This window comes from Tabrizicola soli, assembly GCF_015999335.1.
GTDB lineage: Bacteria > Pseudomonadota > Alphaproteobacteria > Rhodobacterales > Rhodobacteraceae > Tabrizicola > Tabrizicola soli.
The window spans coordinates 15,539-39,997 of sequence record NZ_JAEACP010000004.1 but is presented as its reverse complement, the minus strand read 5'-3'; the positions used below and the strand labels follow the sequence as shown (position 1 = coordinate 39,997).

The 24,459-nt window shown below is 68.9% G+C and carries 18 protein-coding genes; 16 read left to right on the top strand and 2 right to left on the bottom strand.

Going from position 1 to position 24,459, the window contains the following annotated elements:
• Positions 1-168 precede the first annotated feature (168 nt).
• From I7S92_RS04490 to I7S92_RS04415, 16 genes are all read left to right on the top strand, one after another.
• On the top strand, positions 169-1,260 hold the full coding sequence (locus tag I7S92_RS04490) for an efflux RND transporter periplasmic adaptor subunit (protein ID WP_197642293.1): 1,092 nt from the start codon (positions 169-171) through the stop codon (positions 1,258-1,260).
• A 9-nt stretch (positions 1,261-1,269) separates the two neighbouring features.
• A complete protein-coding gene (locus I7S92_RS04485) occupies positions 1,270-4,347 on the top strand; it encodes an efflux RND transporter permease subunit (RefSeq protein ID WP_197642292.1) in 3,078 nt (1,025 codons plus the stop codon).
• Between the two features lie 241 nt (positions 4,348-4,588).
• A complete protein-coding gene (locus I7S92_RS04480) occupies positions 4,589-5,251 on the top strand; it encodes a response regulator transcription factor (protein WP_197642291.1) in 663 nt (220 codons plus the stop codon).
• 281 nt (positions 5,252-5,532) lie between these two features.
• A complete protein-coding gene (locus I7S92_RS04475; RefSeq protein WP_197642290.1) occupies positions 5,533-6,852 on the top strand; it encodes a nucleotide sugar dehydrogenase in 1,320 nt (439 codons plus the stop codon).
• A gap of 1 nt (position 6,853) precedes the next feature.
• Positions 6,854-8,332, top strand: coding sequence for a glycosyltransferase (locus tag I7S92_RS04470; protein WP_206761000.1), 1,479 nt, complete (start codon positions 6,854-6,856; stop codon positions 8,330-8,332).
• Positions 8,333-8,392: 60 nt separating this feature from the next.
• Positions 8,393-9,445: an HlyD family secretion protein gene (locus I7S92_RS04465; RefSeq protein WP_197642289.1), complete on the top strand. Its 1,053-nt coding sequence runs from the start codon at positions 8,393-8,395 to the stop codon at positions 9,443-9,445.
• Positions 9,442-10,893, top strand: a complete 1,452-nt coding sequence (locus I7S92_RS04460) for a mannose-1-phosphate guanylyltransferase/mannose-6-phosphate isomerase (protein ID WP_197642288.1) — start codon at positions 9,442-9,444, stop codon at positions 10,891-10,893. Before I7S92_RS04465 ends, I7S92_RS04460 begins: the two co-directional genes overlap by 4 nt.
• On the top strand, positions 10,893-12,317 hold the full coding sequence (locus I7S92_RS04455) for a right-handed parallel beta-helix repeat-containing protein (RefSeq protein WP_197642287.1): 1,425 nt from the start codon (positions 10,893-10,895) through the stop codon (positions 12,315-12,317). The genes I7S92_RS04460 and I7S92_RS04455 overlap by 1 nt, the downstream gene beginning before the upstream one ends.
• A gap of 4 nt (positions 12,318-12,321) precedes the next feature.
• Positions 12,322-13,752, top strand: coding sequence for an MBOAT family O-acyltransferase (locus I7S92_RS04450; RefSeq protein ID WP_197642286.1), 1,431 nt, complete (start codon positions 12,322-12,324; stop codon positions 13,750-13,752).
• Positions 13,753-13,762: 10 nt separating this feature from the next.
• Complete coding sequence (locus tag I7S92_RS04445) at positions 13,763-14,842, top strand: alginate O-acetyltransferase AlgX-related protein (protein ID WP_197642285.1); 1,080 nt, start codon at positions 13,763-13,765, stop codon at positions 14,840-14,842.
• Entirely contained in the window at positions 14,835-15,623 is a 789-nt protein-coding gene (locus tag I7S92_RS04440; RefSeq protein ID WP_197642284.1) for an SEL1-like repeat protein, read from the top strand. Before I7S92_RS04445 ends, I7S92_RS04440 begins: the two co-directional genes overlap by 8 nt.
• Entirely contained in the window at positions 15,620-16,987 is a 1,368-nt protein-coding gene (locus tag I7S92_RS04435) for an alginate O-acetyltransferase (protein ID WP_197642283.1), read from the top strand. Before I7S92_RS04440 ends, I7S92_RS04435 begins: the two co-directional genes overlap by 4 nt.
• Positions 16,984-17,613, top strand: coding sequence for an alginate O-acetyltransferase AlgF (locus I7S92_RS04430; RefSeq protein ID WP_197642282.1), 630 nt, complete (start codon positions 16,984-16,986; stop codon positions 17,611-17,613). The genes I7S92_RS04435 and I7S92_RS04430 overlap by 4 nt, the downstream gene beginning before the upstream one ends.
• Before the next feature lie 24 nt (positions 17,614-17,637).
• On the top strand, positions 17,638-20,373 hold the full coding sequence (locus I7S92_RS04425; RefSeq protein WP_197642281.1) for an SEL1-like repeat protein: 2,736 nt from the start codon (positions 17,638-17,640) through the stop codon (positions 20,371-20,373).
• Positions 20,370-21,410, top strand: a complete 1,041-nt coding sequence (locus I7S92_RS04420) for an alginate lyase family protein (protein WP_197642280.1) — start codon at positions 20,370-20,372, stop codon at positions 21,408-21,410. The genes I7S92_RS04425 and I7S92_RS04420 overlap by 4 nt, the downstream gene beginning before the upstream one ends.
• A 59-nt stretch (positions 21,411-21,469) precedes the next feature.
• The gene (locus tag I7S92_RS04415) at positions 21,470-22,717 is read left to right on the top strand and encodes an MgtC/SapB family protein (protein WP_197642279.1); all 1,248 of its coding nucleotides are present in this window, start codon (positions 21,470-21,472) and stop codon (positions 22,715-22,717) included.
• 6 nt (positions 22,718-22,723) lie between these two features.
• Here the strand turns inward: I7S92_RS04415 and I7S92_RS04410 are convergent, their stop codons facing one another.
• Together I7S92_RS04410 and I7S92_RS04405 are read right to left on the bottom strand one after the other, a co-directional pair.
• A complete protein-coding gene (locus tag I7S92_RS04410) occupies positions 22,724-23,497 on the bottom strand; it encodes an IclR family transcriptional regulator (protein ID WP_197642278.1) in 774 nt (257 codons plus the stop codon).
• A 135-nt stretch (positions 23,498-23,632) separates the two neighbouring features.
• Positions 23,633-24,445, bottom strand: a complete 813-nt coding sequence (locus I7S92_RS04405; protein WP_197642277.1) for a substrate-binding periplasmic protein — start codon at positions 24,443-24,445, stop codon at positions 23,633-23,635.
• Positions 24,446-24,459: the final 14 nt, after the last annotated feature.

Genomic DNA, 24,459 nt, shown 5'->3' with positions numbered 1-24,459 from the left:
AAGCCAGCTGGCATCGTCGCCGGCCGGGCCTTTGCGTCACGGAATGTTGGCGATAACGCCCGTCTGAGGTTGACCTTTGCCACGATGGGCGACACATGGTTCACTGATCCATTCGACAGGGGCCCTGCGCCCTCCGGCCTGACCATTTTCAGCTGAACGAGAGACGACATGTTCAAACGCCTGCTTATCGCCATCGTGCTGCTTGGGCTGATCGTGGGTGGCATCGTCTGGTTCAAGTTCTTCCGCGACGACATGATCGCGCAGTTCATGGCCGGGGCCGTGCCGCCGCCGGTGCCGGTGACGGTGCTTGATGTGCAGCCCCAGTCCTGGGAGCCGGGCTTCGAGGCGGTGGGCACCGCGATCGCGGCGCGGGGGGTGGATCTCGCGACTGAATCGAGCGGCCTCGTGCGCAGCATCGACTTCAAGGGCAATGCCGAGGTGGTCGAGGATCAGGTCCTGGTGCAGATCGACGACAGGGCCGAGAAGGCGGGACTTGCCGCCGGCGAGGCCGCGCTTGCCGTGGCCCTGGCCGAGGCCAGCCGGGCCGAGACCCTGACCACGCGCGGCGTGGGGGCGGCGAACACGCTGGAAAGCGCCGAGGCGCAGGTGGAGAGCGCCCGCGCGCAGGTGGCGCAGCTGCAGGCGGCGCTGGATGCAAGGCAGTTGCGTGCGCCCTTCGCCGGGGTGATCGGGATTCCGCGCGTCGAGGTCGGGCAATATGTCGTGCCCGGCACGATCTATGCCACGCTGCAGGACCTTGACCGGATGTATGTCGATTTCACCGTGCCCGAGCAGCAGCTTTCCTCGCTGGAACTGGGGCGCGAGGTGACGGTCAAGACCGAGGTCGGCGCTTTCGACGCGGCCGGACGGATCATCGCGATCGAGCCGCAGGTCGATCCGAACTCGCGCCTGGCGAAGGTGCGGGCCGAGGTGGACAATCCCGAGGGCAAGCTTCTGCCGGGGCAGTTCCTGCGGGTGCGCGTCTCGCTGCCGGTCGAGGAGGGGGTGATCGCGGTTCCGCAGACGGCCATCGTCTCCAGCCTCTACGGCAGCTACGCCTATGTGGTGAAGGCGGGCGAGGGCGACGCGCTGACCGCGGCGCAGGTCTTTGTCCAGACCGGCCGGCGCAACGGCGGCCAGATCGAGGTGACCGAGGGGCTGGCGGCGGGAGACCGTGTCGTGACCTCGGGGCAGAACCGGCTTTCCAACGGGGCGAAGGTGGCGATCGACACGTCGGTCGACCTGTCCACCGGCGAATAGGGGCCCCAGATGCATATTTCGGAACTCTTCATCCGCAGGCCCGTCCTATCCACCGTTCTTGCGGCGATGATCCTGTTCGTCGGCCTCGCCTCGGTCCTGAACCTGCCGGTGCGGCAATACCCGGAAGTCTCGGAAAGCGTGATCACGATCACGACCGTCTATCCCGGCGCCGCGCCCGACCTGATCCAGGGCTTCGTGACCTCGCCCATCGCGGCGGCGGTCTCGACCACCGAGAACGTGGATTACGTCACCAGCCAGTCGCGGCCCTCGGCCTCGGTGGTGACGGTGCAGATGAAACTGGGCGCGGACCCCGACATCGCCCTGACCGAGGTGATGTCCAAGGTCCAGCAGGTGCGCGGACAACTGCCGCAGGACACCGAGGATCCGGTGATCGTCAAGGGCACGGGGATGACCTTCGCCCTGATGTATCTTGCGGTGCAGAACCCCAACATGTCGCCCGAGGAACTGAACGAGTACCTCGAGCGGGTGGTGCGGCCCAGGGTGACGAACATCGCGGGCGTGGCCCAGATGGAGATCCTGGGGGCGCAGCAATTCGCGATGCGGGTCTGGCTTGACCCGCTGGAGCTTTCCGCCCGCGGGGTCACCGCCTCGGAGGTGCTGGCCGCGATCCGGTCGTCGAACTTCCTTTCGGCCCCAGGCAAGACCGAGAACGAGTATTTCAGCTATGCGCTGACGCTGGACAGCACGATCCAGACGCCGGATTCCTTCGGCGCGCTGCCCCTGGTGCAGGGGCCGGACGGCGTGGTGCGGCTGCGCGACGTGGCGCGGATCGAGCTTGCCTCGGGCTCGACCGACGCCATCGTGACCTTCGCGGGCGAACCCGGCACCTTCATCGGCATCGTCCCCGCCCCGGGCGAGAACCAGCTGGATGTCGCCACCAACGTCAACGAGGCGCTGCCCGCGCTGGTGGCGACCCTGCCGCAGGGCATGACCATCGACCTCGTCTACGACTCGACCGAGACCATCGCGGCCTCGATCTCGGAGGTGTTCAAGACGATCGCCGAGGCGGTGGTGATCGTCATGGTGGTGATCCTGCTGTTCCTCGGCTCGTTCCGCTCGGTGGTGATGCCCATCGTCACAATCCCGCTCTCGCTGATCGGCGTCTGCGCGGTGATGCTGGCGCTGGGCTATTCGATCAACCTCCTGACCCTTCTGGCCATGGTGCTGGCCATCGGCCTCGTGGTCGACGACGCCATCGTCGTGGTCGAGAACATCCACCGTCACATCGACGACGGGATGCACCCGGCCCAGGCGGCGATCACCGGGATGAAGGAGATCACCGGACCCGTCGTCGCGATGACGATCACGCTTGCCGCCGTGCTGTCGCCCCTGGCCTTCACCGGCGGGTTGACCGGGGCGCTGTTCACCGAATTCGCGCTGACGCTGGCCGGATCGGTGGTCATCTCGGGCGTGGTGGCACTGACCATCACCCCCACCATGTCCGCCCGCCTGCTGCACGAGGGCGAGCCGGGCCGCTTCCAGCGCATCGTCGATCGGACCCTGACCGGGGTCTCGAACTGGTACGAGCGGCGGGTCTCCTCCTCGCTGGACTACCGGCCGGTGACCATGCTGATGGTGGTGTCGCTGCTGGGGGCCACCGGGTTCATGTTCCTGAACACCTCCTCCGAGCTGGCGCCGGAAGAGGACAACGGCGCCCTGTTCGCGATCATGAACGGGCCGCGCTATGCCACCCTGTCCTATACCGACGCCTTCACCCGCGAGGTCGGCCGCCGAACCGCCGATATCGAGGAGGTGCAGACCTCGTTCTCGGTCGCGGGGATGGGGGGGGCGGCGAATACCGGCTTCTACATCTGGGCGCTGAAGGATTGGGCCGACCGGAACCGCAGCCAGAAGGAAATCCAGCAGCAGATCCAGGGGATCCTGGACGGCACGCCGGGGCTGCAGAGCTTTGTCTTCGCCCCGCCCTCGCTGCCGGGGGCCGGGGGCGGGCTGCCGATCGCCATGGTGATCCAGTCGATCCACGCCCCCGAGCGGGTGGTCGAGATCGCCGAGGAGATCCGGGCCAAGGCGATGCAGTCGGGCATGTTCATCGTGGTGCAGAACAGCCTTTCGTTCGACGCGCCGCAGGTCCGCGTCACCATCGACCGCGACCGGGCGGCCCTTCTGGGGGTGACGGTCGCCGACATCGGCTCGACGCTCGGCCTTCTGATCGGCGGTGGCGCGGTGGCGCAGTTCGACCGGGATTCGAACAGCTATGACGTGATCACCCAGGTCCCGAGCGAATGGCGCGACAACCCCGAGCGGCTGGAACAGCTGTTCGTCCGCTCCCGCTCGGGTGCGATGGTGCCGCTGGCCTCGGTGGTGTCGATCACCCCCACGGTGGCCGCCGCCTCGATCGAGCAGTTCAACCAGCTGAACTCGGCCAGCCTGACGGCCATGCCGATGATCGGCCTGTCGACCGGCGTCGCCCTGGCCGAGTTGGAGCGGATCGCGGCCGAGGTCCTGCCGGACGGGTTCTTCATCGACTATTCCGGCCAGTCGCGGCTGGAGAAGAGCGAGGGGAACACCATCCTCCTGGCCTTCGGCGCGGCGCTGGTGGTGATCTACCTGGTGCTGGCGGCCCAGTTCGAAAGCTTCCGCGACCCGTTCATCATCCTGATGTCGGTGCCCCTGTCGATCTTCGGCGCATTGCTGCCGCTGTTCTTCGGGGCCAGCACCCTGAACATCTATACCCAGGTCGGGCTGATCACCCTGATCGGGCTGATCACCAAGCACGGCATCCTGATGGTGGAATTCGCCAACCAACAGCGCGAGACGAAGGGCGCGTCGCGGCGGCAGGCCATCGTCGCGGCGGCGAAGACGCGGCTGCGGCCGATCCTGATGACCACGGCGGCGATGGTGCTCGCCGTCGTGCCGCTGATCATCGCCGAAGGCGCCGGCGCGGCCGCGCGCCAGGCGATGGGTCTGGTGATCTTCACCGGGCTTCTGATCGGGACGGTCTTCACCCTGTTCGTGGTGCCGATGTTCTACACCCTGATCGCGCGCAGCGACGCCGCGCATGAGCGGCACAACCGCGCCGTCGCGCATCAGTTCCGCGAAAGCTGAGGCCCGGCGCGGGCATCGGCGGCACCTATTCCTGCCGCCGACCGTCCTTTTCCCCGACGGAATGGCGCAAGCGCACGCGCATAGGCGGCTTTCCCCGCCCCCCAACGGGTATTTCCGCCGGTCTCAAAACAATTGTCTGGAACCAATCCCCGCACGGATGGTTTGATCGCCGGACCCGGAGCCTGTTCTCGCTGCACGCAACAGGTGCGCGTGACCCGAATGTCCTGATCGAGGCGCGAAAATGCATTCGACTGAAACCCAGTTGAACATCGCCATCATTGATGCCAACCCGCTGCTTGCCGATGGCATCGCAGCCCTTCTGGCCCAGGACATGAGCCTTTCGGCGCGGACGGTCTTTCTTGGACCGACGCCCGATCCCGCCGCGGCCGGGGATTTCGACGTCATCCTCCTCGACCCGGCCCAAAACGAGGTGCCCCCCGCCACGCTGATCCGCGACCTTGGCCCCTTCGGGCGGTCGGTGGTGGGGTATTCCAGTTCGGACTCGGTGGATCTCGCGCGGCATTGCATCGCCGCGGGCTTTCGCGGAATCCTGCCCAGGACCGTGCCCTTCGACATTCTCAAGATCGCCCTGCTGACCACGGCGCAGGGCGGGATATTCATTGATGCAGCCTTTGCGGCGGCGATCGCGCTACCCGGCGCCGAAGACCCGCCCATCGCCTCGCAGGATACCCGTCTGTCCGAACGCGAACTTTTCGTGCTGAAATCCGTGGCGCATGGCAAGTCGCTGAAGGAAATCGGCAAGGAACTGGATCTGTCCTGCAAGACGATCGAGACCTACAAGGCGCGCGGTTCCAGCAAGCTGAATCTCTCGGGACGGCGGCAGATCGTCGAATTTGCCATCTCCCAGGGTTGGGTCGACAAGACCCGTCTCACCGTCGGCTGAGCCAGGCGCCGACCTTCAACCAGATCTGAAAGCCGCCCGTACGGCGGCGCAACGACCTTCGCGCCTGCAGAAACCTTCTGTCAGGAATTTCCCTACACCGCGGGTTTAACTGTAGCGTTCCATGTAGGGAATGTCAGGAATTACCCTGATAAATCAAATATTACGTCGGGTTTTTGCCTGACTGTCTTCGGCCGGAACCGGGTGCCTACCCTGTGGTTGATGCTGCGGTGCTGCATCGGATGACAGGACCCCGACGCGGGGTCGAAGGAAGGAAAACGGATATGGCTAGGCTTGCAGTCTTTGGTATCGGCTACGTCGGCGTGGTGTCGGCAGCCTGTCTGGCCCGCGACGGGCATGAGGTCGTCGCGGTGGACGTGGACCCGGCCAAGGTCGCCGCGATCAATGCCGGGCGCTCGCCCATCGTCGAGAAGGGCCTGCCCGAGCTGATCGCCCGGGTCGTCGCCTCGGGCCGGCTGCGCGCCACCACCGATGCCGCCGCGGCGGTGCAGGATAGCGATGCCTCGTTCGTCTGCGTGGGCACGCCCAGCGACCCCGACGGTTCGGTCGGGCTCGGGCATGTGCGGGCCGTGTGCGAGACGATCGGCCGGGCGCTGCCGGGGCATGGCGGGTTCCATTCGGTCATCCTGCGCTCGACCATCGTGCCGGGAACCATGGCCGGGACCTGCATCCCGCTGCTGGAACAGGCCTCGGGCCTGAAGGCCGGGCGGGATTTCGGAGTGGGATACTATCCCGAGTTCCTGCGCGAGAGCACTGCGATCCGCGATTATCAGGACCCTGGCCTGATCGTCTTCGGCGCGCTGGATGCCGCGACCGGGGCGCTCTTGACCCAGCTGAACCAGGACCTCGATTGCGAGATCAACCTGGTCGATGTCGGCACGGCCGAGATGGTGAAATACACCTCGAACGCCTGGCGGGCGGTCAAGGTCGGCTTTGCCAACGAGATCGGGAACATTGCCAAGGCGGCCGGGTTGGATGGCCAGCGCGTGATGGCGATCCTCTGCTCGGACCGCAAGGTCTCGATGAGCCCGGACTTCCTGCGCCCCGGCTTTGCCTTCGGCGGGTCATGCCTGCCCAAGGACGTGCGGGCGCTGCGGTCCTTCGCGGCACGTCGGCAGGTCGCCTCACCGCTCTTGGATGCGGTGCTGGTGGGCAACGCGGCGCAGATCGCCCGGGCCGAGGCGATGATCGAGGCCTCGGGCAAGACCAGGGTGGGCATGGTGGGGATCAGCTTCAAGCCGGGGACCGATGATATCCGGGAAAGCCCGCTGGCCGAGCTGGCGGCGCGGCTGATCGGGCGCGGGGTCCAGCTTTCCGTCTACGACCCCTTCGTGCGAGAGGCCTTCGCCAACGATTCCACCGCCGCAGGCCGGGGGCTGGAGCATGACATCGCGCTGGGCAGCCGGCTGGTGCCCTCGATCGACGAGTTGATCGCGGATTCGGATCTGGTCCTGGTCGGAAACCGCTACGACGAGGCGATCCCGCCGCTGCAGGCGGCCCTGGGCAACCGCCCGATGATCGATCTGGCCCGGATCAAGCCCGGCCAGAAGTCGGAAGGCAGCTATGAAGGGATCTGCTGGTAAGATGACCCGCCTGCGCGCGATCCTTGGCCATCTGATCTACCTCGCGGTGCTGGGGCTTCTGGTGCTGGCGATCCCGCCGGGGGCGCTGGGCCATGTCTCGGACGGGCTGATCGTGGTCGGCACGGTCGGGATCTGGCGCTATGGCTGGGCCGCGATCAACTATTTGCGCGCGGTCTGGTATCAGGCCGTCGCCTATCCGCGGCTGAAGGCCCGCGCCCTCGCCGCCGAGGCGGCCGAGCCGGTGCGCGGCCACGCCTATTTCCTGGTCACCAGCTACAAGATCGACACCGACACCACCCAGCGCGTCTACCGCTCGCTCTTCCGGGCTGCTGCGGCGGCGCCGGGCGGGGCGACGATCGTCGCCTCGGTCGTCGACACCGCCGATCTGCGCCTGATCAAGCGCATCCACGCGCTGATGGACGTGCCGATGGACGGGGTCGAGCTGGTGGTGGACCAGATCCCCGGCACCGGCAAGCGCGACGCGCTCGCCCGGTCCTTGCGGCTGATCGCCCGGCAGGCGCCGTCGCGCCGGGACATCCTGCTGCTGGTCGACGGCGACAGCTGCGTGCCGCAGGACATCATCGCCGCCACCACGCCCTTCTTCACCGATCCCGAGGTCGGGGCGCTGACCACCGACGAGGCGGTCGAGATCCGCGAGCCGGGCCTCTTCGCCGACTGGTTCGCCCTGCGCTTCACCCAGCGCCAGATGATGATGAGTTCGATGGGCCTGTCGGGCCGGGTCCTGACCCTGACCGGGCGCATGTCGGTCTTCCGCGCCGACCTGGCCACCCAGCATGAGTTCATCCGTCTGGTGCAGCACGACCATATCGACCACTGGCGGCTGGGCCGGGTCGATTTCCTGACCGGGGACGACAAATCGACCTGGTTCTGGCTTCTGCAGCGCGGCTACAAGATGCTGTATCTGCCGGACGTCACCTCGCTGTCGATGGAGACCCAGCCGAAGCCCGGTTTCGTCGACAGCGCGGTCACCCTGATGATCCGCTGGTTCGGCAACATGCTGCGCACCAATGGACGAGCCCTGGCTCTGCGGCCGTCGCAGATCGGCCTTTTCACCTGGTGGTCGATCCTTGACCAGAAGATTGGGATCTGGACCACGCTGGCCGGGCCGATCTCGGTCATCCTGGCGGCGGCCTTTGTCGAGCCCCTGGTGATCCCGGCCTATATCGCCTGGGTCATGGCCACCCGCTATGTCTTCTGCTGGGTCCTGGCCAGCATCCGGGGCCGGGGCTTCCCGATCACCTATCCGATACTGCTCTACTTCGGCCAGATCGTCGGCGCGGCGGTGAAAAGCTACGTCCTCTTCCGCCTCGACCGGCAGCGCTGGACCCGCCAGTCCGGCCCCGCCGCCGCCCGCCTGCCCCTTGCCGCCCGGCTGCGCGGCTATGGCTCCACCTGCGTTCACGCCCTCGCGCTCGGCTGGCTGACCTTCGGGATCATGCTGCTGTCGGGGCTTGTCTGAAACCTGCCGCGAAAGGACCGACCCTTGGACCAAGCCAGACCCTCCCTCAAGTCCGCCGCGATGGCGCTGACCGGACCGGCCGACCATCCGATGCTGGACATGCCCTTCCATGTCGAGATCGCCGGGCGGCAATACATGGGGCGCGGCATCTCGCTGGTGCGTGCCGGGATCAGCGGGCTGATCGACCCGCAATCGGCCGGGAGCGAGCGGCTTGCATTGGTGGTGTTCCGGTTCCAGGGCTTCGTCGTCGCCCTCTCGATCGAGGTGCGGATGCAGGAGCTGGACGCCGCACGGGGCACCGCCATGCTGGAGTTCCTGGATCCGCTCGGCGATCATCTGCCGCAGCTGCGGCATCTGATGAACGCCCATATCGCGGGCGACCTGGTGACGCTGGGCGATGTGCTGTCGATCGGTCCTCCGGCCGGAGCCAGGCCGAAGGCCGGGCAGCCGCAGGCCCGCCGGCGCTGGCTGCGCGGTCTTGGCGGGACGGCGGCGCTGCTGGTCCTTGCGGCGGGGCTGGCCGGGCTGGTCACCGTCAAGGTCGTCCAGCGCGTCTTTACCGTGACGCTCCCGACCCCCGCCGTCGCCGGGCTGGACGGCCGCACCCTGGCGGCCACCGCGACCGGCCAGATCGACTTTCTGAACCCCGAGGCAAAGCAGGGCGAGGTCGCCTTCGCGATCCGCTCGAACACCGGGCAGGCGCTTTCCGTCACCATGCCCTGCGACTGCCGGATTCAGGCGCTGGGCGTCGAAGCCGGCTCGACCGTCTTTGCCGGCGATCCGGTCCTGCGCATCTCGGCCCCGGACGCCGGGGTGGTCGTGACCGGATCGGTGCCGCCGGACCGGATTCTGGACCTGGCCCAGGCCGGAAGCATCGGGCTGAGCTTCGCCGGGGGCCGCGAGGTCACGGCCCGGCTGGCCCCCGACGGCCTGGGCACCGCCGCGCCCGGAGAGCCGGTTCCCTTCCGCCTGATCCCGACCGAACCCCTGGCCGACGACCTTCTGGGCCAGCTGGCCGAGGTCACCCTGCGCCGGCCGCTTCCCGGCGTCCTGCAGCCCGTGGCGGCTGTGATCCACCGTTCAATCCCTGATGCAGAGGCCGATCAACCATGACACATTGCATTGTTCCCGTGGTTCTGTGCGGCGGCATGGGCTCGCGCCTGTGGCCGATGAGCCGGGTCGAGCAGCCCAAGCAGTTCCAGCCGACGCTGGGAAAGGGCAGTCTCACCTATTTCCAGGCCACCCTGCAACGCCACCGCTCCGAGGCATTCGCGCCGCCTCTCGTCGTCACCAACGCCGGTCAGGCCGCGCTGGTCCACCGCCAGCTGGACGAGCTTCAGCTGCAGGGCCGCGTCATCGGCGAGCCGGTCGGCCGCAACACCGGCCCCGCCGTCCTTGCCGCCGCGATCTGCGCCCGCCGCGAGAATCCCGGGGCGGTGATCCTGGTCCTGCCCTCGGACCACATGATCAAGGGCGACATCAACCGGATCATCGCCGCGATGCTTCCGGCGGCGCAGGACGGGCGGATCGTCAGCTTCGGCGTGATCCCGACCTATCCCGAGACCGGCTATGGCTACATCACCGACGGCGGGGCCTACCAGGATTACGCCGGGCTGCACCGCGTCGAGCGCTTCGTCGAGAAGCCCGGTTACGACCACGCCCGAAGCCTGATCGAGGCCGGGGGCGTCTACTGGGCCTCGGGCATCAGCCTGATGCGGGCCGACACCCTGATCGAGGAGTTCCGCCGTCTGGATCCGACCACCCATTCCGCGGTGACCGCCGCCGTCGACGGGGCCGAGATGCGGACGCTCGGGATCGTCCTGAACGAGGCCGCCTTCCGCCGCGCCGCGAACGAGCCGACCGAGCGCCAGGTCTTCGAGCGCACGCCGAAGATCGCCCTGGCGCCGCTGCATGGCGTGCAATGGGACGACGTGGGCGCCTGGAACGCGGTCTACCAGATCTCGGACCAGGACCGCGACGGCAACGTGCTGCATGGCGACGTGATGGCAGTGAACACCCGCAACTCGCTGATCCAGAGCGAGACCCGCCTCGTCGCGGTGATCGGGATGGAGGACACCGTGGTCATCGACACGCCCGATGCCGTGCTGGTCACCCAGCGCGCCTATGCCCAGGACGTCAAGCAGGTGGTCGAGAAACTGAAGGCGCAGAAGCGGCGCGAGGTTTCCAGCCACACCACGCGCGAGATGCCCTGGGGCCGGATCCAGACGCTGGCCTCGGATGCCAGCCACGACATGCGGATCATGACGGTGCACCGCAGCGCAAGCCTGCAGGTCAACGGCACCGGGCAGGGGCCCAGCCTCCTGACCGTGATGGCGGGCGAGGGGCGCTGCAAGATCGACGGGGCCGAGGTGGCGCTCCGCCGGGGCCAGACCATCGTGATCGACGCCGACCATGCGCTGCCCCTGACCAATACGGCCGAGCGCGAGCTGAAGCTGATGCATCTGCAGTTCCGCAGCGCGGCAGAGACCCAGCCGCCGAAGATCGCCGCGACCGCCCGGCGTCACCGGACCGGCCTCCCGGTTCTGCCGGAGGTTCTCTGATGCGACTTGCGCCGCCTGTGCTGGCCGCCTGCCTCCTCGCCGCCCCCCTGGGCGCCGAGCCGGACGCCCGGCTGCACGAGGCCATTACCGCCGAGCTTGCCGCCAAGGCCGACACCGGCAGGCTGGCGGCACTGGCGGGCGAACTGGCGGGCGGCCTGCCGTCCGTCGCGCCGCCCGACCCCCCGGCACTGGCCGAGGTCGCGCCGGATGTGCGCGAGGGAGAGGTCCAGGTGGCGCTGACCCAGCTTTCCATCCTCTCGGGCGGCAACGGGCATCTTGCGCTGCAACTGGCGCAGGACGGGCGGACGGATGTGATCTACCTCATGTCCGGCACCGCGCGGCTGGCCGATCTGGAGGCCGCAAGCGGGCTGGTCGGCCGCGAGGGCGAGGTCTGGCATCTGCGGCGTCCCCTCGTCGTCTGGCCCGGCGCGGCGCTGGTCCTGGCCGAGGGGGAGGAGCTGGAGATGGACACCGCCGGCGGGGCCTTCCTGCTCAGCTTCGGCGCGGTCCGGATCGACGGGGCCAGCCTGCGCGGCGATGGCGGCGAGAACCCGGTCGTCAAGGCCTTCCGGCCGTTCCTTCTGGTCACCGGCCGGGGCAGCCTTCACGCCCGGGGCGCCAGCTTCGCCGACCTGGGTTTCCAAGGCCCGACGGCCTTTCGCGGCGTCGCGGTCCTGACCACGGGCCTCCTGCAATCGCCCTCTTCCCCGATGGTGACCGGCAGCGGCTTCGAGCGCGTCGTCAGCCTGGGTTTCCAGGGGGCGGACGGGCTGGTCCTCGCCGGGAACCGGCTGGGCGGGGCGGGCGCGGTCGTCGTCCGCGACGGGCGGAACCTTGTGATCGCCGGCAACCGGATCGGCGCTGGCGGAAAAGGGGCGGGCCTGCGCCTCTCGGGCAAGCTTGACGGGGTGAGGGTCGCCGCGAACACCATCCAGGGCGCGGGCGGCAACGGCATCCAGGTCGAGGGCAATGTCAGGAACCTGGATCTGCGCGGCAATGTCGTGCTGGCAAATGCCGGGGCTGGCATTTCCATCGGGCATGCGGATTGCGTGACGGTCCGGGGCAACATCGTCGCCGCCAACCGGACAGCCGGGCTGCGCCTTTCCCACACCGGCGCCGCGCGGGTCGAGGACAACGTGATCCTGTCCAACGGCTCGGCCGGGGTCGAGGTCCGGGACCAGTCGGGCAAGGGGCCGGTGCTTCTGGCCGACAACCTCCTGGCCCGGAACCGCGAGGGCCTGCGCGCCGCCGGTCTGGGCGAGGTCACCCTTTCGGGCAACGACCTGTCCGACCAGACCCCGCGCCAGTTCGCCGGGGACTTCGCGCCCTGGCTCGGCCCCTGGCTGAGCACCGGCGAAGCCCTGGTGATCCCCGCCGCCCTGGGCGCGACGCCCGGGGCGGCCGTTCCCTGCGAGACGGAGTAGCCTGATGGTCTTTTCCTCGGAAATCTTCCTGTTCCTGTTCCTGCCGACCTTCCTGGCGCTCTACTACCTGACGCCCTTCCGCTTCCGCTCGGCGCTGATCCTGGCGGGGTCCTACCTGTTCTACGGCTGGTGGCGCTTCGACTTCCTGCTCCTGCTGTTCCTGACGACGCTCTGGACCTACGGCATCGGCCACCGGATCGCGGCCAACCTCGGCACCCGCAGGGCGCGGGTCTGGTGCGGCATCGGCGTGGCGGGCTGCCTGTCGGTGCTGGGGGTGTTCAAGTATCTCAACTTCTTCATCGACAGTTTCGCCGCCCTTTTCGGCACCACGGCCGAGGGCCTGGACATCCACTGGCGCCTGATCCTGCCGATCGGGGTGTCGTTCTACGTCTTCCACTGCATCAGCTATCTGGTGGACGTGCTGCGCCAGGATGCGAAGCCCACGCGCAACTTCTTCGACTTCGCCGCCTTCATCGCGCTGTTTCCGCAGCTGGTGGCCGGGCCGATCCTGCGCTTCAAGGACCTTGCCCACCAGTTCGAGCACCGCAGCCATACGCCGCAGAAATTCGCGGACGGCATGGCCTGGTTCGCTATCGGCCTGGGCAAGAAGGTGCTGATCGCCGACACGCTGGCGCCCCTGGCCGACCTGGCCTTCGCCACGCCCGATCCCTCGGCCCCGCTCGCCTGGGCCGGAGGGGTGGCCTACATGCTGCAGCTCTACTTCGACTTCTCGGGCTACAGCGACATGGCCATGGGGCTTGGCCTGATGATGGGCTTCAAGTTCCGCGAGAACTTCGACACGCCCTATGTCTCGGCCTCGATCACCGAGTTCTGGCGGCGCTGGCACATCAGCCTGTCGGTCTGGCTGCGCGACTACCTGTATATCCCGCTGGGCGGCAACCGGATCAGCGGCGGACGGACCTATGTCAACCTGATGACGGTCATGGTGCTGGGCGGCCTCTGGCACGGCGCGAACTGGACCTTCGTGGTCTGGGGTGTCTGGCACGGCGGCTGGCTGGCCGCGGAACGCTGGCTGGGCTGGTCGATGCGCCCCCGCACCGCGTCGCGGGTCGCGCTGACGCTGCTGGTCGTGCTTCTGGGCTGGGTCGTCTTCCGCGCGCCGGACATGACCCAGGCGGTCGGGTTCTACGCCGGGATGCTGGGCCTGAACGGCCTGTCGCTGCCGGTCGAGGTCGCGCTGCAGATCACCCGCGAGAGCCTGGTCATCATGGCCTTCGCCATCGTCCTCTGCGCCATCGAGCCCATGGCGCGCGAGATCGTGGTCCGGCGCTACTATGTGCCCTCCGGCCCCGGCGGCGCATTGTCGGCGACCGACACGCTGGTGCCGGTGCTGGTGACCTCGGCCATCTTCGCGCTTTCGGTCATGCGTCTGGCCGAACAGAGCTTCTCCCCCTTCCTCTACTTCCAGTTCTAAGGAGGCGATGATGCAGCTTGTCCTGCGTTCCGCGCGTTACGTCCTGCCGGTGGCCTTCTTCGGCTATGCGGCCGTGTTCAACCTGGAATATGCCCGTTTCCCCGGCCCGGACGAGGTGCCGCTGGACGCGACCGCGCTGCGCGGCGCACTGACCGCCCGGATGGACGAGGTCTATCGCCGGTCGCTGCCGCACCGCGACCCGGCGATCGGGGTGATGGGCGCGCTGCGCTACGTGACCATGGGCGAGGGGCGCAAGGGCGTTGTCACCGGCTCGGATGGCTGGCTTTACACCGCCGAGGAGGTCCGGCCGCTGACCGGCGCGCTTGACGGCCAGCTTGACCGCATCGCCGGGGTACGCGACCGGCTGGCCCGGGCGGGGGCCGCGCTTGTCGTGGTGCCGGTGCCGGGCAAGCTGGACGTCCATGTCGCCCATGGCGATCCGAAGGCGGCCGAGGGCATCACCTCGCTGTACGGCGAATTCCTGGCGGGTCTTCAGGCCCGCGACGTGCCGGTCCTCGACGCCCGCGCCGCGTTGCGGGCCGAGGCGTGGCGCGACCTTGCCTTCTTCCGCACCGATACCCACTGGACGCCCGAAGGCGCGCGGGCCGTGGCGCAGGCGCTTGCCGGCTCGGGCCTGGTCCAGGCCGGGGACGCGCGCTTCAGGGTCCGCAGCGCCGGGCCCGAGGCCTTTACCGGCGATCTCGTTTCCTTCGTCACCACCGACGAGTTGGCCCCGATGGTCGGCCTGGCCCCCGAGGCCGCCGTTCCCTTCACCGCGGATCCGCAGGGCGATGCCGGGACCCTGGACATCTTCGCCGGGGCGCAGGCCGGGGCGACGCTGCTGATCGGCACCTCATACTCGGCCAACCCGACCTGGAGCTTCGCCGAGTCGCTGAAGCTTGCGCTGGGGCGGGACGTGCTGAACCTGGCCGCGGAAGGGCAGGGGCCTGCCCGGCCGATGCTGGACTACCTCGCCTCTGCCGATTTCCGCGCGGCGCCGCCCGAGCTGGTGATCTGGGAATTCCCGGTCCGCTATCTGACCGACCCCGGGGTCTGGGAGGCCGGGGACAAGGAGGACAGCGGTGCGTAACCCTATGCTGCATACCGGCCTTCTGTTGGCCATGCTGGCGGCGGCAACGCCGGTGGCGGCCGATGTGGTGCTGCCCCCGGCCATCGCCGCCAGCCCCCGGCTGAAGGACCTGCGCCGGTCGATGATGGCGGGGAGGGAACTCTCCGACCGCCAGTTGCAGGTCCTGGCCGACGCGGGCGAGGGGCTTGCCGCTGCCCGCTATGCCCGCAGGCTGGAGGAACGGGGCCTCGTCGAATACCTGGACGACGCGGCGCATTATTATTCGATCGCCGTCTATGCCGACCGCGAATTCGCCATCCCGCGCCTCATCGCCATCCTGCGCGGCGGTCAGGCCGAGTTCGGCCCCGCCCGCCTGCGCAACATCCGCGAGGTGCTGGACCGCGAGGCCCGCACCGATCCCGTGGCTGCCGCCGGGCTGGCGGAACTTCTTCTCCGGGGCAAGCCCTTCGAGCAGGACGTGCCACGCGCGCGCGAGCTACTGTTGGCCGCGGCCGAGGCCGGGGATTTCAAGGCCGGGATCCGCCTGGCGCAAAGCCATTTCACCGGCGCCCCCGGCCTGCCGCCCGATCCCGAGGGCGCCCGCCGGCCGCTGGAGCTGGCGCTGTCCAGCCCCGACCCCGGCGTCCAGTCCATCGCGCGCACGCTGCTGAACCAGCTGCCCGGCGGCGTGCCGGAATTCCCGCCCGCCCCGCCCGCGCCGGCGGCGGAGGATTGGACCACCGTCTCTCTCAGCCTCCGCCCGCGCCTGCGCCCCGAGACCCTGCAAGGAGCCACCCGATGATGCGTGCCGCCCTCGCCCTCTCCGCGATCCTCTTGCCGGGTGCCGCCCTGGCCCAGCCCTCGCAGTTCCAGTGCTCGCGCACCCAATACGCCCCGACGGCCAGCATCGAGGGCAAGGACGGGGTGTTCTACCGGGTACAGTCCGACCTGCGCCTCCAACATCCGATGGACGATATCGTCGTGGGGCAACTCGCCCATCTGTCCCGCGTCCTGGCCGAGCAGGGCACCACGCTCATCTTCGTCAACGTGCCGACCAAGGGCCAGGCGATGCCCGCCTACCTGCCGCCCGAGGCTGCCGCCTATGGCTATGACGCCGGGATGATGCAGGCCAATTACCGCGACGTCATCGACCGCCTGACCGCGGCCGGCGTCGCTGCGCCCGACCTGATGACCGCGATGCTGGGGGCCGGACCGGACGAGAAGGTCTTCTTCCAGGCCGACTTCCACTGGACGCCCGCCGGCGCGCGTCTTGCAGCCCGGGCCATCGGCGAGATGATCCGCAATCACCCCGCCTATGCCGATGTCGCCCCGGTCGCGTTCACCTCGCAGGAAGGCCCGGTCGAGGTCGCCTTCTCCGGCCTCCGGCGCGAGTTGCAGACCTTCTGCAAGGACACTCTCCCGCCCGTCGAGGCGACCACCTGGATCACCACCCGCGCCGCCGAGGAGGTGAACGATGCCTCGGACATCTTCGTCGACGCCGGGGGGGGCGAGTCCGCTCCCGCCGAGGAGGGCGCGCTGGACATCTTCGGCACCGGCGAGGCCGAGGCGAGCCTGGCGCTGGTAGGCACCTCGTTCTCGGACAGCAGCGTCAACAATTTCGCGGGCTTCCTGTCGGAATATGCCGGGATCGAGACGGTCAACTATGCGATCACCGGCGGCAACCAGTTCGGCGCGATGACCTCCTACCTGACCTCGCGCGAATTTGCCGAGGACCGCCCGACCTTCCTGGTCTGGGAGAATCCGATCTACAACAGCCTTGCGCAATTCGGCCCGGTCCCGATGGACGAGCTGATCGCCGCCGCCGGTCCCGCCTGCGATATCGAGACCGGGGCCGAACCCGAAGGCCCCGACGCCCTGGCCGCCCGGTTCGAGCCCGGCCAGCTGAAGCCCGCCGATGCCTTCCTCTTCGACCTCGGCGGCGAGGGATCCCGCGTGGCCACCGTCACGCTGGAAAGCGCCGACGGCATCAACCGCAGCGTCCGGATCGAGCGCGGCGACCGCCTGCGCGCCACCGGCCGCTTCTTCCTGCGGCTGGAACCCTACTGGAGGCCCGATCTCACCCGCGTCGCCGTCACCTTCGACCGGCCCCTGCGCGAGACCTCGGCCCTCACCCTTTGCCCAACCCCGAAAGGAGACGATTCATGAAACGCATCCAAGGCGCCCTGTCGCTCGTGGCTCTTGCCGCTGCCGCCACCGCCACCCTGGCCCAGGACGGCGGCCTTTACGAGGACGTCGCCAATCCCGAAGCCAGCTTCGTCCGTGTCATCGATGCAGGAACCCCGGTCGCGGTGATCCAGTCGGCCAGTTTCGACAGCGTCGACGGTGGCGTCACCCCCTATGTGGTGATCGACGGCGAGACCGAGGTGAAGATCACCTCGGGCGAGACTTCCACGACCGAGACCATCGAACCGGCGACCTTCTACTCCTTCGTCGTAGGGGCCGATGGCACCTCGGCGCTGGTGGTGGACAAGATCTCCAACAACCCGGCGCAGGCCGATGTCACCTTCTACAACCTCTCCGACATCGCCTCGGCCGACCTTTATGTGCCGCAGGCCAAGACCGTGGCGATCGAAGGCATTGCGGCGAACGGCGGCGGCGCGGTGGCGCTGAAGGCGCCGCTGACGCTGGATTTCGAAGTGCGCGACGGCGAGACCGTGGTGGCCACCGTCCCTGCCGTGGCGCTGAAGCGGCGCGAGGGCGTTGCCATCGTGCTGTCCGGCACCGGCGGCAGCTACACCGCCACGGTCGCGCCGAACGCGCTCGCGAAGTGACCCCCTGACAGGAAGGCCGATTCCATGCTCCGCACCACCCTTGCCACCCTTATGGTTCTTGCCCTGCCCCTCGCCGCGCGGGCCGCGACCGTGGACCTGGTGTTCGAGCCGCCGGTGCTGGATTCGGCCCCGATCTGCGACCGGAACCTCAGCGACGAGGCTCTGGTCGCGAAATGGGAGGGTGCGGATCCCGCCGCCCCGCCGGAAACCGATACCGGGCTGATCAAGCGCGACCTGCGCCGCCTGATCGAGCTGGACTCGCGGCGCTGGTTCGAGGTGGCCAGCGCCGTGCAGGCCGGCTTCCGCACGCTGGACCCGGAATATTCCGACGCCAACATGCTGATCGACCGGATCGAGCTGCTTCTGGCCACCGGACACCTGGCCGAACTGCAGCAGGAGGGGCTGGTGGAAAAGCTGGCGGCGATGGACCTCAGCCAGACGCCGCGGGCGCAGCATCTGCTTGCGGGCTACCTGATGCGCGGCGTCGGCATCGAAAGGGACATGGAGAGGGGCGAGGCGCTGCTTCTCACCGCGGCCTTCGGCGGCAATGCCGATGCGATCCTCGATCTGGTCGAGCGCGAGAACCAGGGCGGGCCGATCGAGGGCTGGGACGTGCCGCCGGAACTGGGCGTCACCATGGCCTTCGGCGCGCTTCTGGGCAAGCTGGACCCGCTGATCTGCGACCGGGTGAACCGGATCGCCCGTGAATACATGAACGGCAACATCGTGACCCGCGACCCGATCCTGGCCGAGCGCTGGTTCCGCTTCTCGGCCGATCTTGGCGACGCGATCTCGGCCTGGCGGGTGGCCGAGATGCACCTGCGGGCCGAGGACATTGCCAAGGACAACGACGTCCTCCTGCACTATCTGACGGCGGCTTCGGATGCCGGGCTGCCCTATGCCCAGGTCGCGCTGGCGCGGGTCGAGGCCGATGGCGCGCTGGTGCCGCGCGATCTGGAGGCTGCCGACGCGACCTATGCCGCCGCCGCCGCAAGCGACTGGGCGCCCGGCGCGGCCAGCCATGTCCTCTTCCTGCAGGCGCAATCCCGCCGCGATCCGCAATGGACCCCGCGCTATATCGAGGCCCTGTCCGATCTGGCTGCCTCGCCCAAGGCCCCTGCCTGGGCGCTGATCGCCATGGCCGAGGAGGTGTTGAAGCAGAAGGGTCGCTGGGCCGGCGAGGCCGAGGCGGAAGAGCTTCTGGATCGCGCCATCGCCCTTGGCGAATACGCCGCGATGGAACGTACCGCCCCGATGCGTTTCCGCGCCGCCCGGACCCCGGCCGATTTCTACAAGGTCATGGACCAGCTGATCCAGGTCGTCGTCTCGGGTGGCGAGGTGGATCCCCTGCTGGAGCTCTCCAACGCATTCATCTGCCGCGCGCCCGATGCGCCGCAGGTGGCCGAGGCGGACTACTGGGTCCGCGCTGCGGACAGCACCGCGACCATTGCCGTCGACTTTACGCCGGAAGAGCTCGCGGCGCTTGCCGCGACGCCCGACCCGATCGCCGAGGCCGAGGTCCAGACCCAGGCCCTGAACGGCCGTATCTCCGCCATCGCGCAATATATGTATCTATTGGAGAAGCGCGGTGCCCCGGCCGGGACGCTGGCCTTCTGGACCGACTACGCCACCCGCTTCCCCGGCGTGACCACCGCCCGCGCCAGCCTTGCGCTGAAGGCCGCCCGCAGTCCGGCGGCGCGCGAAGCGGCGCTCGACCTGTTCCGCCAGGCCGTGCGTCAGGGCGAAACCTCGGCCAGCGGCCAGCTGGCCGAAGCCCTGCTGGATGAGGGGTATATCAACGCCGACGCCCAGGCCGAGGCGCTGGAGCTGCTGCTGCCGCTGGCCGAACGCGGCATCGGCGATGCCATGGCCCTGCTGCCCCTGGCCGACCCCGAAACCTTCCCGAACCTCGCCGCCGTCCATGACCGCTACGGCGAGACGATCGACTCCCGCGGCGATTTCGACGCCCTGCTGCTGGCCCTGCCCCTGCTCAAGGACAAGGCGGTGTTCGACGACTACCAGCGCCGCGCCACCGCGATCACCGGCTGCACCTTCGATGAGGCCCTGCGCCTGGCCGATGCCGTCGGCCGCTCCGGCGACCGCGCGCTGCTGGAACGCTGGCTCGGGATTGCCGAATACCTGGCACGGGGCAAGGGCGCGGCGCTGGCCGACCTGGCGGATGTCTTCAGCCGCTACGGCACCGACGCCGACGAACCGCGCATCCTTGCCTTCTACGAGGCCGCCCGCAGCGACGGCAGCCGGGTGGCGATCCACCGGCTGCTCAACATCTATTCGCACCGCAGTTCCCCCCAGTACGATCCCGGGATCTCGGCCGGGTTGTTCGTGGACCTGGTCCGCTTCAGCGCGCCCGAGGAGCTGCCCGCGGCTCTCGGGCGCCTGCGCAATGCCACGCCCGAGATCCGCGCCATCGCTTACCGCAGCATCGACGAGGCGGCGCTTTATCTGACGGCGGCGGAATCCGGCAATGCGGTCGCGATGCGCGAATATGCGCTGATCCTGCGCAAATCCGCCGCGACCCCGGCCGAAGTGCTCGATTCGACCGAATGGCTGCGCCGCGCAGCCGAGGCGGGTGAGCCGGCCGCGATGATCGATTATGCTGACGCGCTGGTCTTCGGCATCGGCGTCACCCCCTCGCGCGAAGAGGCGGTGGCCTGGTTGCAGAAGGCCGCCGATCTGGGCAACACGGATGCCGCCCAGCGGCTGCGGACCCTGGAACTGACGACGGAGGTCGGACAATGACCCTGCGCCCCCTTGCCCTCGGGCTAAGCCTGCTGGCCAGCCCGCTTGCCGCCGAGGTCTGTCCATCGGACAGTAAACCCGTCGTCTCGCTGGGTTTCGGCAGCCGCTATGCCGATGACAGCAGGAACCGCAGCGACTTTGACGAAGAGGGCGACAAGGCGGTGACCGCCGCGCTGAAGCCGATCGACGATTTCATCGCCGACCTGGCGCGGCAGACCGATATCCTGCACGATCCGAAAAGCAAGCCCGAGGCGGTGGAAAAGGCGTCGGCCTGCGTCATGGACAGCATCCGTGCCTGGGCCAAGGCCGGCGCGCTTGGCAAGCTGACCACGCAGGGCGCCAACCTCTCGGCCCCGTCGCGGGTGGGCGGGATCGCCTTCGCCTATGCGGCCGTGCTGGACAAGGTCCCCGGCACGCCGCGCGACCCGGTGATCGAGGACTGGCTGCGCGCCCGGGCGCGGCAGACGATGGCCTGGTTCGACGCCGAGGCTCCGCCCCGCGCCTCGCGGAACAACCTGCGCGCCTGGGCCGGGCTGGCGGTGACGCGTGTCGGCCTTGTCCTGGAAGATCCGGTGTTGATCGACTGGGGCGCCAGATCGGCCGAGCTGGTGGCCTGCACCGCCGATGCCGATGGCAGCCTGCCGAACGAGATGTGGCGCGGCAAGCTGGCGCTGCATTACCAGCTTCATGCCGTGGCCCCGCTGGTGGTGACCGCCGCCTTGCTGAAAGAGCGCCGGCCGGGCCTTTTCACCGCCTGCGACCGGGCGATCCCGCGCATCGTCGACTTCACCGTCGCGGGACTTGCCGACCCGGCCCCGGTCGTGGCGATCACCGGCAAGGCGCAATCCGTCGGTGGCCCCGGAAAACAGCCCCGGGATCACGAGCTTGCCTGGGTGCCCGCCTATCTGCGGCTGCAGCCCGATCCCGATCTTGCCGGGCAGGTCGGGCGCATCAAGAAGCTCGGCAATTCCAAGTTGGGCGGCGACCAGCGCCTGCTCTGGCCCTCGCGCCGCAGTCCGGCCCCTTCCGACGGCTGACCCCTGTTCCGCCTCCGGCTTCCGTCCTAGTCTGGGGCCGGGCAGGGATCGGGGCGGACATGCAGGATCAGTTCTTCCGGCTGGGGGTGGCGCTGGCAATCGGCCTTCTGGTCGGCCTCGAACGCGGCTGGCGCGAGCGTGAGGGGCGGGCCGGCAGTCGCACGGCGGGATTGCGCACCTTCGGGCTTTTCGGCCTTCTCGGCGGTGTCTTTGCCGCGCTGGCCGAGGAGATGGGCTCTCCCCTGGTCTTCGCCGCCGGGTTCCTTGGCATGGCCGGGCTTTACGGCGTGTTCCAGCTCAAGGAATCCAGCCACGAGGAGAATTTCAGCGTCACCAGCGTGATGGCCGGCCTTGGTGTCTTCGGCCTTGGCGGGCTTGCGGTCAGCGGCGACACCCAGGTCGCGGCGGCGGGGGCGGCGGCGCTGGCCGCGATCCTGGCTGGACGCGAGATGCTGCACGCCAGCCTCCGCCGGTTGAACTGGATCGAGTTGCGCTCGGCGCTGATGCTGGCGGTGATGACCATGATCATCCTGCCGATGCTGCCCGACCGGGCCGTCGATCCCTGGGGCGGGCTGAATCCCTGGGAAATCTGGTTCTTCACCGTGCTGATCGCCACGATCTCCTTTGCTGGCTATATCGCGGTCAGGGTGCTGGGCCCGACGCGCGGTCTTCTGGTCAGCGCGCTGGCCGGGTCGCTGGCCTCCTCCACGGCGGTCACGGTGGCGCTGGCGCGGATGGCCGCGGGCGCGGGGCAGGTCCGCCCGCTGGTCGGCGCGGCGGCGCTGGCCGCGCTGGTCTCGCTCCTGCGTGTCCAGGTTGTGATCGCCCTCCTGCGCCCCGAGGTCCTGCCGCTGGTCGCCCCGCCCGCCCTGGCGGCGGCTTTCGTGATGGGGGGCGCGGGGCTGGCGATGCTGATGCGCCAGCGCGAGCCGCTCACGCCCGAGAGCACGCTGCGCAACCCGTTCGAGCTGCGCACCCTTCTGGTTTTCGCGGCAGTCTTCGCGCTTGTCTCCACCGCCAGCGCGGCGCTGGTGGCCCGCTTCGGCGGAGCAAGCCTGTCGGTCGCCACCGCGCTGTCGGCGCTTCTGGATGTCGATGTCGCGGTGCTCAGCGCCCTGCGGATCCAGACGCCGTCGCTGGACCTGCCGATGCTCGGGACCGCGATCCTGATCGCGATCGCCGCGAATGCGATGGGCCGGCTGGCGTTGGCCGCACTGGCCGGGCCTGCACGCTTCTGGCTGCCCCTGGCCGGGATCAGCGCCGCCGCCGCGACCGCTGCGACGACGGCCTGGCTTGCCCTCGGCTGAGGCCCGTCAGGGCATCGGCAGCGACAGCACCTTCGCCAGCTGGTCCCGCGCCGTGGCCAGGGCGGCAAGGTTGCGCTCCATCTCCGGGCCGACGATGCTCCCCTCCGGCCCGGTCAGCCCCACGGCAAAGCGGACCTCGCCCTGCGCGCCGGGAATCGGCCGCGCGACCGAGGCAAGGCCCAGCACATGCTCGCCATGCTCGATGGAATAGCCCCGCGCGCGGACCTGGGCCAGTTCCTCGTCCAGCCGGGCGCGCCCGGTGATGGTGCGCGGGGTGAAGGCCGCCCGTTCGACCGCCAGCGCCGCCTCCAGCACCTCGGGCGGGGCGAAGGCCAGGATCGACTTGGCCGTCGCCGAGGCATGTGGCGGCATCCCGGTGCCGGGCACGATGTGGAAACGCACCGTCGTATCCGGCGCGACGCAGTTGACCGAGCGGACCTCGGCTCCGAACAGGCAGGCGACAAAGGCCGACTGCCCGGTCGCCCCGGCGAGTTCCTGCAACGGGCGCTCGGTGATGCGTTCCAGCCAGCTCAGGTCATGCGCGCCGGTCAGCAGCCGCAGGATCCGCGGCCCCAGCCGGTAGGCCCGCGCCCGCCCGGTCGAGCCTGCGATCAATCCGCTGTCCAGCAGGACATGGATGATCCGGTTCATCGTCGCCTTGGGCAGGTCCAGCGCGCGCTCCAGCTCTCCGGGGGTCAGGCCATCGGGCTGCGGCGCCAAGAGTTCCAGGACCGAAAGATACCGCTCGAGCGGTTTGTCGCGCTGGTCTGGGGCGGGCATCCTGTGGGTGTTCCGTGAAATGCGTCTGTCCCCCTGCTTAGGCGGCGCGGGGGCCAAGGGCAACAATCCGCTTCTGCCATGGAAAAGATAGGCCCGCCGCATGGCGCGGCGGGCCACGTCCGGCTGGACGGCTGCTTATTCGATCACGCGGCTGTCGCCGACCGTCGCGGCCGAGGGGTCGAGACCATAGGCCGTCAGCACCTCGGCGATGACGCCTGCGCCGCGATAGTCCTCGATGCTGGCGTTCATCGCCGCGACGAAATCGCCGTTGTCCTTGGGCAGCAGGAACGCGGTCTGCGAGGCCAGCGTCGTCGCCGCGATGCGCTCGTCGGCCTGCAGCAGCGTCACCTTCACATCGGTCCCGGCATGCAGCACCACCGCCGCGCCGAACCCTTCAAGCCCCGCGTCCAGCCGGTCGGCCTGCACGTCCTGCGCCAGGTTCAGCGACGAGGGATAGGTGGTCGAACCCTCGATCGTGTCCTGCATCTCCATGACCCAGTCGTAACCCTCGACGGTGCCGACCTTCTTGCCGATCAGCTCGTCCACGGTCGAATATCCAGCCTTCGAGGTGACGGCCAGCTGGTCCAGGTAGACCGGGGTCGACAGCGTGACCACCTGGTCGCGCGCGGCGGTGCGGTAGAAGCCGCCGATGGCGACATCCGCGCGGCCCGACTGCACGGCCGAGACCGCGCCGGGATAGTTGAAGATCTCGTAGCCGATGGTCAGGCAGTTCTCTTCGGCAAAACGCTTCAGCAGGTCGCCGTCGATGCCGCCGACCGTGCCGTCGGTTTCGGCCGAATAGGGCGGGGTGTTGGTCAGGGCGACGGTCAGGGTGCCCTCGGCCAGGGTGGTGAAGGCATGTTTCGGCGCGCAGTCCTGCGCCAGGGCCGAGGTTGCGCCGATCAGGGTCAGGGCAAGGCCCAGGCTCGTCAGGGTAGTGGCTTTCATGGGTTCTCCTGTTG